This window comes from Polaribacter sp. SA4-10, from assembly GCF_002163835.1.
Lineage (GTDB): Bacteria > Bacteroidota > Bacteroidia > Flavobacteriales > Flavobacteriaceae > Polaribacter.
Genome location: NZ_CP019331.1, coordinates 3382155 through 3394310 on the forward strand (window position 1 = coordinate 3382155; position 12156 = coordinate 3394310).

9 protein-coding genes are annotated in these 12156 nt (G+C 29.9%); 8 read left to right on the top strand and 1 reads right to left on the bottom strand.

Annotated elements, in window-relative coordinates:
* Positions 1 to 275: 275 nt before the first annotated feature.
* A complete protein-coding gene (locus tag BTO04_RS14860) occupies positions 276 to 5708 on the bottom strand; it encodes a T9SS type B sorting domain-containing protein (protein WP_157662481.1) in 5433 nt (1810 codons plus the stop codon).
* A 303-nt stretch (positions 5709 to 6011) separates the two neighbouring features.
* Here BTO04_RS14860 and BTO04_RS14865 point away from each other — a divergent pair, with 303 nt between their 5' ends.
* The 8 genes from BTO04_RS14865 (at position 6012) to BTO04_RS14900 (ending at position 11973) form a co-directional block, all read left to right on the top strand.
* Positions 6012 to 6596, top strand: a complete 585-nt coding sequence (locus BTO04_RS14865) for an NUDIX domain-containing protein (RefSeq protein ID WP_087565243.1) — start codon at positions 6012 to 6014, stop codon at positions 6594 to 6596.
* Positions 6597 to 7014: 418 nt separating this feature from the next.
* On the top strand, positions 7015 to 7374 hold the full coding sequence (locus tag BTO04_RS14870; protein ID WP_087565244.1) for a DoxX family protein: 360 nt from the start codon (positions 7015 to 7017) through the stop codon (positions 7372 to 7374).
* Complete coding sequence (locus BTO04_RS14875; protein ID WP_087565245.1) at positions 7367 to 7774, top strand: OsmC family protein; 408 nt, start codon at positions 7367 to 7369, stop codon at positions 7772 to 7774. Before BTO04_RS14870 ends, BTO04_RS14875 begins: the two co-directional genes overlap by 8 nt.
* Positions 7775 to 7836: 62 nt before the next feature.
* On the top strand, positions 7837 to 8367 hold the full coding sequence (locus tag BTO04_RS14880) for an NADPH-dependent FMN reductase (RefSeq protein ID WP_087565246.1): 531 nt from the start codon (positions 7837 to 7839) through the stop codon (positions 8365 to 8367).
* A gap of 5 nt (positions 8368 to 8372) precedes the next feature.
* Entirely contained in the window at positions 8373 to 8621 is a 249-nt protein-coding gene (locus tag BTO04_RS14885; RefSeq protein WP_087565247.1) for a glutaredoxin, read from the top strand.
* Positions 8622 to 8673: 52 nt separating this feature from the next.
* The gene (locus tag BTO04_RS14890; RefSeq protein ID WP_087565248.1) at positions 8674 to 9111 is read left to right on the top strand and encodes a MarR family winged helix-turn-helix transcriptional regulator; all 438 of its coding nucleotides are present in this window, start codon (positions 8674 to 8676) and stop codon (positions 9109 to 9111) included.
* Between the two features lie 3 nt (positions 9112 to 9114).
* The gene (locus tag BTO04_RS14895; RefSeq protein WP_087565249.1) at positions 9115 to 9831 is read left to right on the top strand and encodes a pirin family protein; all 717 of its coding nucleotides are present in this window, start codon (positions 9115 to 9117) and stop codon (positions 9829 to 9831) included.
* Positions 9832 to 9948: 117 nt separating this feature from the next.
* A complete protein-coding gene (locus BTO04_RS14900; RefSeq protein ID WP_087565250.1) occupies positions 9949 to 11973 on the top strand; it encodes an NADPH-dependent 2,4-dienoyl-CoA reductase in 2025 nt (674 codons plus the stop codon).
* Positions 11974 to 12156: the final 183 nt, after the last annotated feature.

Here is a 12156-nt window from a genome sequence, read left to right on the forward strand (position 1 = left end):
AACAAATAAGATTTATTAACTTGATATGTTTTGTGTTATTTTTTTTTATTTTAAAATTTTTAATGAAATAGGTTGTCTAAAAAGTATTCAATTTTAAAAGATACAAAAAACGATGTCTGTAGATTTAAATTAAGAAAGAGGTTGACGACACCCAAAATCTAAATTAGCAGAAGAAAATAATTCTGAGTCTCGTCAAAAAAAGATAGAATGATATTTTTAGATGCTATTAAAGGTTTAACTTTATGTAGCCTTTTAAGAATTTAAAAAAGTAATATTTATTTTCTCAAAAGAGAGAAATGTCCTTTTTTAAGTATTGGATATTTACTAGTATCTGCAGGAATTAATTGAATATTAAACCAATAGTCATCAGAAGGAAGTGTTTTTCCGTTAAAAGTTCCGTTCCAACCTTGGCTATCAATTGGTACTTGAGCCATCAACTTTCCAAACCTATTAAAGATGTTAATGCTACTATTAGGGTAAAATGTTTTGTTAGCTCCTTTAATTACCCAAGTATCATTCTTTCCATCACCATTTGGCGTAAAGAATTTTGGAAACTGAATTACAGATATTTGTAATTCCGCATCAGGAGAACAACCCTTTTTATCATTTACAATAATGGTATAAATTCCACCTTCTAAGTTCTCAAAAAGGGGGGCTTTTTGAAAACCAATAAAAGGGATTCTTTCATTGTTATCATCATTTCTTACTGCAAATTGATAATCTCCAAGACCTAAATTGTTGTTTGTTGTAGCTATACTTATAGAAATAGTATTAGTACTACCAATATTATTAGATTCATCAATAATAGTAATAAAACGTTCATTTAAAGTTGCAGGATTGGATTCGTCTACAACAATGGTTTCTAATTTTGTACAATTTGTACCATTTGTGGTCGTTGCAGTAACTGTGTAATTTCCTCCATTAGTAATGTCTACATTATCACTTGTACTTATAATATTTCCACTTAAATCTTTCCATTGATAAGTGTAAATATCGCTTGGGTTTTCTACAGAAATATTTAAAGGTAAATTATTTAAACAGATTACTTGTGGAGTAGTAACTGTAAAATTTGGAAGTGGATTTACAATAACATCAAAAGTAGCGTCATCATTTACACAAGAAGTTGCTTTGTTTTGAATTCTTACAAAAATTGTTTCTGTAGGGTTTGTATTTGTATAAGGTGATAAAAGAGGTGTGTTTCCAGAAATTGCATCATCTTGATTTTCATGAAAAGTAACCTTAAAATCATCAGGATCTTGAGTTGTTCCAAGAATACTAGGAATTTGCCCCTCTAAATCTATGTTTTGAATAATTCCATTTGTATCATCATCGTCTAAATCATCATCACAATAAGAAAGATTAGAAATAGGTTCAAAAAGAGGTTCTGAATTTACAATAACATCAAATTGTGAAATTCCATTTGCACACGTTGTATTTGAATTATAGACACGAACATAAATGGTTTGTATATCTGGTTTTGTGTTGCTAAAAGGAGATACTAAAGGGCTTATCCCATTTTGAGCATCATTTAAATCACGATGATAAGTAACCGTAAATAGGCTTTTGTTTTGAGTTCCTAAAATAGCATCTGATTGAGATTCTAAATCAAAAGATTGGGAAAACCCATTTCTTGCAGAACCATCAGAATTATCATCACAAATTTCTAAATCTTGAACAAAATTAGCAATTGGTATAGGGTTTACTACCAAATTAAATGTTGTGTGATCTGTAAAACAATTTGTAGTCGTATTGGTAACTCTTACATAAATAGTTTGAGAATCTTTAACAGTATTTTCATAAGGGGAAGTAAGTGCATTGTTACCTGAGTTTGCATTTGCTGCAGAATCATGATATGTTACAGAAAAATCTGCACTAATTGTATTCGTTTGATTTTCTAAATTAAAATTTTGTACAATTCCGTTAGTTCCATTACCATCATTTGCATTATCACATAATTCTAAATCTGATACAGGATTTGCAATAGGAACCGAGTTTGTTTTTAAAGATAGTTCACCAGTTCCATTACAATTGTTATTGTTTTTATTAGTGATTTTAAAATAAATAGTTTGTCTCGTAATATTAGATGGGTAACCAATATTTCTGTAGTTAGAAATATCTGTTATCTTATTGATAACTGCAGTTCTGTCTTCTGTTGTTTCAAAATAACTAATCTCTAAATCTGGTTGTAAAGCAAGAGGGAAAAAGGCTAGTATTTCATTATTTGCATTACTAAAATCGAAATTTGTAATGCCATCTGTATCATTATTTAAAGGTCCATTAGTACCGTCTTCTTGAAGAAAATCATCGCAAACCTCAGGGAATTCTTCATTATAATCAACATCTGCTGCTGCTTCAACCTCTAAGTTTATTTTAGAAATTGTATAACAGCCTTCAGATGAAATTGTTCTTGCCCAAGCTTCACCATTTTGATTTACAGGGTATCTTAGTTTATCATTAACTTCAGGTGTTCCTGCAATTGCATTTGCTTCTGTTTCAAAATACTCAAAAGTTTCATTTTGATTATTAGTAGAAATACTAATTTCTGCTTCAGTAAGATTTACTGTAGAGATTCTATCTAAATCATCATCACATTGCAATAAATCTACATTTGTTACAACTGGAGCAGGATTTGCATTTAATGTAATAGCATTTGAAGTATCGCCACAGCCGTTTCCTATTCTATTTAAAAGGACTCTGAACTGATAGTTGTTATAAGATAATAGCACATTTGTTATTTGTAAAGTGTTTGAAGTTGTACCATTATAAGTAGTATTATCTGTGATGTTATTCCACGTTGAACTATCAGTAGAAACTTGCCATTGAAAAGAATCTGCTGTAGCATCTATTGTAATATTATCTGTAGTACCTTCACAAAAAATAACATCTTCAAAAGGTGTGTTTAATAGAATAGGTGCACTTGTTGTGTAATTTATATTTGGGTTTGTATACCCATCAGTCGTATTAATTACTTTTCCATTTTCATCAATTTCAATGGGTAAATTTCCTAAAAACCCATCATTATTTTGATCTGTAAAACCTGCTTCTATAACATCATTACAATCATCATCATCTGCATCTGGTTCTACAAAATTGAAATCATTATCATTATCTGTATTTGCAACTTTATAGTTTATAGAAAGTGCTTTTGCATCGGGTACTGTTTCTAAATTATCTGCCAAGCCATTTATACCTGCCGAAGAATTAGCATTGTCTACCAAACCATCAAAATCTGTATCTAAGTTATGACCAGCTTCTGTAGCATCAAAAATACCATCGTTATCAGAATCTAAATCTAGGTAGTTCAATATTCCATCAGAATCAGTATCAATTGCTGATTCATAGAAATCTGGAATTCCATCATTATCTGAGTCTAGATCAAACATATTTTCAATACCATCTCCATCAGAATTTAAAGAAAAACAAGTTAATTGAATGTTTCCATTAAAAGTTGAGGTTGTTGAAATACCTGTAGATTGATGTTTAAAATCAATGTGATCTACTTGATTTGCAATAAACTGAAATGTACTTGCAGCACCTGTAGTATTTGCTTTGTATTTAAACCATATTTCTGCTGCTGAAATACTTGTAATACCAGCTTCAAATTCTTGGTCTATGTCAAAACTAGTGTTTACTAATAGTTGATCATCAGTATCTAAAAGTGTAATATTTTTGTTGTTTGGACCAATTTTTATAATGAAATATTCACCATCTGTAATTGTATGATCTACATTTTTATTTTGGGTGAATTTAAAATTTACATTTTGAGTAAATTTTAGTTCATACTTTAGTTTAGTACCTGTTGCAGGATTAATGACTGATTCAAAATTACCAGTATTATCACCAGAAAAAGTATTGCTAATTTCATTTTCTGTATAAATACTTGTTGTTGAGTTGTTTGTTGAGCTATCTTGAAAAACGATACTAGGATTATTAATATTTGCAATATTTAAAGTAGCATTTCCAATTGACTCATCACAATTTAGAATTCCATCATTATCAATATCACTATCTAAATTATCAATAATTGTATCTCCATCATAATCATCAGGACAAATACTTACAGGAACTTCTGTCGATTTAAAAGTAGTTCCAGAACATATTATTTTTCCAACAAGTTGATATTTTCCTGGGTTTGTAGGAGTAAAAGTTGAGTTTGTATTTCCAGTGGAAATAAAACCACCACCAGTTTCATCATCAAAAAACCATTCAAATTCATCAAAAAGTTCTGTATTTGCAGCTTCTAAAGTTAAGTTTGGAATACAATTTCCTAATGTAGAAACTGTTGCGTCAAAATTAATTTCAGGAGATGAAGGGAATCCTGAATAAAAACTACCAGAACTTGCTGCACCATTTTGATTAAAGTACGCGCAATATAATTCGTCACTACTTTCAATAGAAATATCACCAGTTAAATTAGTTACTTTATAGGTTACATATTCTGTATTTCCATCAACATTAAAAGGGCCTGAAGTGGTGAAATTTGATATTGGTTGAGAATTAATATTTACTGTAGCGCCTTTGTTTGTTACAATTGTAATACCTCCTGTAAATTCAACATTTCCAATGTTTTCTATAGTAGGTATATTATCTACTTTCCCTCTGTTTTCACAACTTAAAGGAGGAACAAAAAATAAACCTTGATTTGCTTCACTTGTATTTGCTCCAATTCCTTGATATGCAAAAACGGGCTTAGAAGTTTCTACATAGAGATTTCCATTTGCATTGTATTCATTCCCTTCAATTAAATGATATTCTCCTTTATCTATAGTTGCAATTACGCCGTTTCCATTAATATTTATTGTGGTATTGTTTTTATGTGCAACAATTAAAACGTTTTCCCAACCATTAGAACCATCACCTTTTACAAAAATATATTCAGCCCCAGCCTTGTTTATTACAGTTACTTTATCAATACCTACAATTTGATCGATTCCATAATCTCTTCCTCCACCACTATGAAAACTTCCATTAGCAGAACCTACATTTGTAACAATATCTTTATTTGAAGTGATTAAAGTACCAATTAATCCGTCTCTATTTACTATATTCTCAGCTGCATTTGTAGCAACAACATAACTTTCACCTTCATTTAGAAGGATATTTGAAATTGGTAAAGTTCCAGAATAATTCTTTATTAAAATTCCTGTAGGTAAATCTTCAAAATTTACGAGGGTATTATTTTCTGTAGCCATTACAGATATAAAGTTCAGGTAATTGTCTTGCGGGTTTTCATTTGTAAACATTCCTGCTCTAAATGTTGTGCCTAAAGCAGATGCCCCTTTACTTACTAAAGCTCCAGCTTGCGCTCCACCGCCAGCTAAAACACGTATAGAAACATAAATAGCATCATCAGCTTCAATAATATACCCTTTATTAGTATGAACAACACTTGTTTGTCTAGAATCTACAAAAAGCTGACTATCACCATTTCCAATAAAAATTTCTTCAGGTGAAGTACTAGAAACAAAGCCTGTAATATCGCCACCAGTTAAACCTATTTGTTTAATTGTATAGCTAACACTTTTGTTACTTGGTGTAGAAATATAAAAATATTGATTTTCAGGATTCGCGTTACCATTTTCTGCATATGTTAAAGGTGGTATAAAATGCTTTTTACTTAATTGAGCTTGAACATTGTTAACACATATTAAACTACTTATAGTAATAAGTAAGACTGATAATTTAGATTTTAACATGGCGTATTTCAAAAACAGAATTATTTTGTTAAAAATAGTAAGAAATTCATGAAAAATATAAAAAAACAGTAGACTTCTTTTAACAAATAAGGTTTAATAGCTACATATATTTAAAGTTAATGTTGTTTTATTTCAAGATTTTTAACGAAATTGCTTGTCTCAAAAATTGGTCAACTTTTTAAAAAAAAAATACAAAAAAATGATGTCTGATGATTTTAATTTACTCGAAACTAAATGCTGATGAAAACACTAAAAAAGTAGCTGTAAGAGTAAATCAATTAAATATAGATTCAGAAGCAAAAAATACATTTGATAATGAGCAATAATAGAATAAAGAATATTAAAAAGACGTTACTGTCTAATAATTATTATACCCTTAATAAGTTGAATTTTGATTATCAAATGCCAGATGGAAGTTGGGTAAATCAAATGAGAGAAGTTTATGAACGTGGTCATGGAGCTGGAATTTTGTTATATAATAGCACTAAAAAGACAGTTATTCTAATTAAACAATTTAGAATGCCAACGTATTTACACGATAATAAAGATGGATTTTTAATTGAAATTGCAGCGGGTTTATTAGATACAGATAATCCTGAGCAATGTATTATAAGAGAAACTTTAGAAGAAACAGGTATTCAACTTAAAACGGTAAAAAAAGTCTATGAAGGATATTCATCTCCAGGTGTTTTAACTGAGAAAATGCACTTTTTTGTTGGTGAATATACAGATGATATGAAAGTTTCTGAAGGTGGAGGTTTAGCAAGTGAAACTGAAGATATAGAAGTATTAGAAATTCCGTTTACAGAAGCAATTAGAATGTTAGAAAACGGAGAAATTATAGATACAAGAACCATTGTTTTGTTGCAATATGCTCAAATACATAAGTTAGTAGAATAAAATCACGGTCATTCCTGTTTTCGGAGTAATGACAAATGAAGCATAGAGAATTAGTGAATTCGCTAATGTTTATTTCGAAAAAGAACTTCCTATTGTAGAGAACAGTCAAATCATTTTAGACGCTATTTCACGCTTTCCACTATATCTTTTTTATGCTGCATTTAGTTCAGCATCTCTTCTATTAAAACGAATAGCATATTAGCAAAAGACACTATAATAAGTTCAATAAAAAAAAGGATGTCATTTCAATCGTGGCTAAACCTGTTTGCTAACTTTTTAGAGAACACAAAAGCTATTTTTTTATGTTTCTATTAAGTGTTGTTTTTAAAAACAAATCAAAATACTTCCTTGGATTTATTTTCCTTGGTAAATAGTTTTTAATTTCATAACTTTGTCATGAATTTAAAATTTATTCAACATGAAAAAAACTAAAACTTTATACTACGCATCTACAGGGTTATTAACTTTATTAATGCTTTTTTCTGCAGGGATGTATTTCTTTAATCATGAAGAAGTAGCAAGTATGTTTAACAATTTTGGGTATCCAACATATATTATTTATCCTTATGCAATCGCAAAATTATTAGGAGTAGTTGCAATTTGGTTTATTGGTAATAAAATTCTTAAAGAATGGGCATATGCAGGTTTTTTCTTTGCATTTACCTTTGCCTTTTTTGCTCATGTAATGATTGGAGATGGAGAACAAATGGGAGCAATATTAGCAATGATTTTTCTAATTACTTCATATTTTACTAGCAAAAAAATTACAAATGTCTAAAACGAAACAATCACAAGTAGTTTTAACAAATAAAAACTATTTAGCAGAAGCAAAAACAAGAAATCATTTTTTAACTATTGATGAACCCGTTGCTTCAGGAGGAGGTGACAACGGTCCAACTCCAGTTGAGTATTTATTAACAGCAGTAGGAGGTTGTGTTTCAATTACATTAAGAATGTATGCAGAAAGAAAAGGTTGGGATGTTGGTAAAATAACGGTAAATGTTTCTCAAAAAGAAGAAGTAACTTCTGATGGAATAAAAAAATGGTTGGAAGAAGATATTTCTTTTGAAAATGAAATTACAGAAGATCAAAGAAAAAGATTGTTGGTAATAGCAGGAAAATGTCCTGTAGCCAAAATGGTAAAAGGAGAAACAACTATAGTTAGCAGTATTCAGTAAAAAGTTTGCAGTTTTCAGTTGGAATCTTGTTGTTAACTTTTAAAATTAAAAAATAGATAAATATGAAAAAAATATTAGCATTTGCAGGAAGCACAAGCTCAACATCAATCAATAAAAAATTAGCAACTTTTGCTGCAGAAAATTTAGAGCATACTTCTTTTGATGTAATTGATTTAAGAGACTTTAAAATGCCTATTTATAGTGAAGATGAAGAAAAAGTAGGTTTTTCAGAAGACGCAAAAAAGTTTACATCTTTATTAGATAACTATGATGGTTTTATACTTTCTTTAGCAGAACACAATGGTTCTTATGCAGCAGCTTTTAAAAATATTTTTGATTGGAGTTCAAGAATTGAAGCGAATGTTTTTAGAAACAAACCATTGTTGTTAATGGCAACTTCTCCAGGAGGAAGAGGTGGTAAATCTGTTTTAGATGCCGGAGTTGAGAAGTTTTCAAGAATGGGCGCAAAAGAATTGGTTCGTTTTTCTTTTCCTAGTTTTTACGATAATTTTAAAGAAGGTAAAATTGTAAATGAAGAGCTATCAATTTTGTTAAAAAAAGAAGTTAAAAAGTTTGAACAATTTATAAAATAATAAAAATGAAAATAACTTTATACGGAAAACAAGGACATGCATATACCGTTGCTTTTAAAAATTTTTTAAATTCAACAGATGTTCCTTATGTTTATAAAGACGTTTCTAAAGATGTTGCAGCTAGAGAACATAGCAAAGAATTATACAATGGTGTTGTAAAGTTTCCTACGTTATTTGTAAATGATGAGGTGTATTTAACACCAACAACAGAAGAGTTTAATAAAATAATGCAAGATTTAAAATTAAGAGCATAAGTGCGGCATCTTCTAGCGTAGTAGAGAAGTAATTGTAATAAATACTAAATAAATGGGAGATATTTCTAAAGACATCAACTCTAAGTTTGTAAGTAATAAAGTAAAAGCGTTAATCAATATAAAATATACCTCTAATTGGTTAAGCAGTAAAGAAAACGACTTTTTTAAACCGTATGGTATTTCTCCACAGCAATATAATATTTTAAGGATTTTACGAGGTGCAAAAGATAAAATTAAAGTTCAGATTGTAAAAGATAGAATGATTGAACGTGCTCCTAATGCTACACGTTTAATGGATAAATTATGTGATAAACGTTTTATTGAAAGAGAACGTTGTGAACATGATAGAAGAGTAGTATATGTGAAAATTACTAAATCTGGATTAGAATTATTAACAACTATTGATGATAATAGGAATTTGCCTTTTTTAGATAATTTAACAGATGAAGAGGCAATTATTTTAAGCGATTTATTAGATAAAATTAGATAGAAAATGAAAAAAATAATTCATACAGCAGTAACAAGAGGAAATGCAAATCATGGTTGGTTACAAGCAAATCATTCATTTAGTTTTGCTAATTTTTATGATCCAAATAGAACACAGTTTGGAGCGTTAAGAGTTTTAAATGATGATTTAATTGCGCCAAGTATGGGGTTTGGAAAGCATCCACACAATGATATGGAAATTATAACAATTCCATTATCTGGTGTTTTAAAACATAAAGATAATATGGCAAATGATTGGATCCCTGTTTTACCAGGAGAAGTTCAAGTAATGTCTGCAGGAACTGGAGTTCAACATTCAGAAATCAATGGTTCTGCAAAAGAACATTTGAGTTTATTTCAAATCTGGATCATCCCAGAAAAAAATGGATTAGCACCAAGATATGATCAAAAAGAATTTAATCAAAATGAAAGAAAAAATAAATTACAAGTATTGGTAAGTTCTTTTAATTCTGATGATGAGAATAGTTTGAAAATTCATCAAGATGCGCAGATTTCTAGAATTGATTTAGATGAAAATGAAACATTTAATTATCAATTAAAATCTAAAAATCATGGAGTTTATGTACTGAATATTTTTGGCGATTTTGAAATAGATACAACAAAATTACTACCTAGAGATGCTGTGGGTATTTATGATACTGATCGTTTTGAAATAAAAACAACATCAGAGTCACAACTTTTATTAATAGAAGTTCCTATGTAAATTTTTATAAAAAGTATGTTAAAGCCTCAAAAAAATCATTTTTTTGAGGCTTTTTCTATTCAATAAATCCATATCTTGCATTATGTTATGCGTGCATAGCAAATAACTGGATACACTATGAAATACAAACATATTTTTGAGCCATTAGATTTAGGTTTTACAACCTTAAAAAATAGAATTTTAATGGGTTCTATGCATACGGGTTTAGAAGAAGAAAAAGATGGAATAGATAGAATAGCAACTTATTATGCAGAAAGAGCAAGAGGAGGAGTAGGTTTAATTGTTACCGGAGGAATTTCACCAAATGTTCAAGGTTGGACAGCGCCTTTTTCTGCAAGAATGTCTACAAATAAGCACGCAAAACACCATAAAAAAATAACAGAAGCTGTACATAAAGAAGGAGGTAAAATTTGTATGCAAATTTTACATGCTGGTCGGTATGGGTATCATCCTTTTAATGTTGCACCTTCAGCAATAAAATCTCCAATAACACCATTTAAACCATTTAAATTAAAAGAATCTGGTATTAAACGTACAATTAAAGATTTTGTAAACTGTGCAAAATTATCTAAAGTTGCAGGTTATGATGGTGTCGAAATTATGGGGTCAGAAGGCTACTTAATTAATCAATTTATAGCAAAGAGAACCAATAAAAGAACAGATTCTTGGGGAGGAGATTATGAAAACAGAATGCGTTTGCCAATAGAATTGGTAAAACAAACGAGAGAAGTTGTTGGAAAGGAATTTATTATTATCTACCGTTTATCAATGTTAGATTTAGTAGAAAATGGAAGTACTTGGCAAGAAGTTGTTCAGCTAGCAAAAGAAATAGAAAAAGCGGGTGCAACAATTATTAATACTGGTATTGGTTGGCATGAAGCAAGAATACCAACAATTTCAACTTCAGTTCCTAGAGCTGCATTTACTTGGGTCACAAAGAAGATGAAAGAAGAAATTAAGATTCCTTTAATTACTTCTAATAGAATAAATATGCCAGAAACTGCAGAAAAAGTTTTGGCAGATGGCGATGCAGATATTATTTCTATGGCACGTCCTTTTTTAGCAGATTCAGAATGGGTAAACAAAGCAGCACAAAATAAATCTGATGAAATAAATACATGTATTGGTTGTAATCAAGCGTGTTTAGATCATGTTTTTGAACAAAAAGTAGCAAGCTGTTTGGTAAACCCAAGAGCTTGTCATGAAACAGAATTAAATTATTTACCAACATCAAATAAGAAGAAAATTGCGGTTATTGGGTCGGGTCCTGCAGGTTTAGCAGCTTCAACTATTGCAGCACAAAGAGGTCATGAAGTTACTTTGTTTGATGCGGATAAAGAAGTTGGAGGGCAGTTTAATATCGCGAAGCAAATACCCGGTAAAGAAGAATTTTATGAAACAATTAGATATTTTAATAAGCAAATAGTATTGCACCATGTAACTGTAAAATTAAATACTAGAGTTTCTACAGAAGATTTGTTAAAATCAGATTTTGATGAAATTGTTATAGCAACAGGTATAAAACCTAGAGAATTAAAAATAGAAGGAATTGAAAATGATAAAGTGTTGAGTTATATTGATGTTTTAAAATTTAAAAAACCAGTAGGTAAAAGAGTTGCAGTAATTGGAGCTGGAGGAATTGGTTTTGATGTTTCAGAATATTTAGTTCATGAAGGAGAATCTACCTCCCTAAATATTGATGCTTGGTTAAAAGAGTGGGGAATTGATAAGTCTTTGGAAGCTAGAAGTGGAACAGAGGGTGTAAAAGCAGAAGTTCATCCATCTCCAAGACAAGTGTTTATGTTTAAAAGAAGTAAAGGGAAATTTGGAAGTAACTTAGGGAAAACTACAGGTTGGATTCATCGTTCTTCTTTAAAGAAGAAAAATGTTCAGTTTATCAATGAAGTTCAATATACAAAAATTGATGATAAAGGGTTGCATTATACACAAAATGGAGAGTCTAGATTATTAGAAGTTGATACGATCGTTATTTGTGCTGGTCAAACTCCTTTTAAAGAATTATATCAACCATTATTAGATGCGGGTAAAAACGTACATGTAATTGGTGGTGCAGATTTTGCATCAGAATTAGATGCAAAAAGAGCGATTAATCAAGGAGCAAGGTTGGCTGCAAAATTGTAGTCAATAGGTATAAAAAACCCACAAAATAGGATGAGTTTTTTAGAATAGTTGCATCTAAATAATCAGAAACAAGGTTCTAGACAAAGTCCTGGTGGAATGAGAGGACAGTAAGAAATAATAATAATTTTAAAAACCTACTTTTGTGGGTTTTTTTTAGATTAAATAAAAACACTATTTTTAACA

Excerpts from the sequence above, each read along its gene's own strand:
- BTO04_RS14895 (WP_087565249.1), top strand. The coding sequence starts at position 9,115 with ATGAAAAAAATAATTCATACAGCAGTAACAAGAGGAAATGCAAATCAT.
- BTO04_RS14870 (WP_087565244.1), top strand. The coding sequence starts at position 7,015 with ATGAAAAAAACTAAAACTTTATACTACGCATCTACAGGGTTATTAACT.
- BTO04_RS14865 (WP_087565243.1), top strand. The coding sequence starts at position 6,012 with ATGAGCAATAATAGAATAAAGAATATTAAAAAGACGTTACTGTCTAAT.
- BTO04_RS14890 (WP_087565248.1), top strand. The coding sequence starts at position 8,674 with ATGGGAGATATTTCTAAAGACATCAACTCTAAGTTTGTAAGTAATAAA.
- BTO04_RS14880 (WP_087565246.1), top strand. The coding sequence starts at position 7,837 with ATGAAAAAAATATTAGCATTTGCAGGAAGCACAAGCTCAACATCAATC.
- BTO04_RS14885 (WP_087565247.1), top strand. The coding sequence starts at position 8,373 with ATGAAAATAACTTTATACGGAAAACAAGGACATGCATATACCGTTGCT.
- BTO04_RS14900 (WP_087565250.1), top strand. The coding sequence starts at position 9,949 with ATGAAATACAAACATATTTTTGAGCCATTAGATTTAGGTTTTACAACC.
- BTO04_RS14875 (WP_087565245.1), top strand. The coding sequence starts at position 7,367 with ATGTCTAAAACGAAACAATCACAAGTAGTTTTAACAAATAAAAACTAT.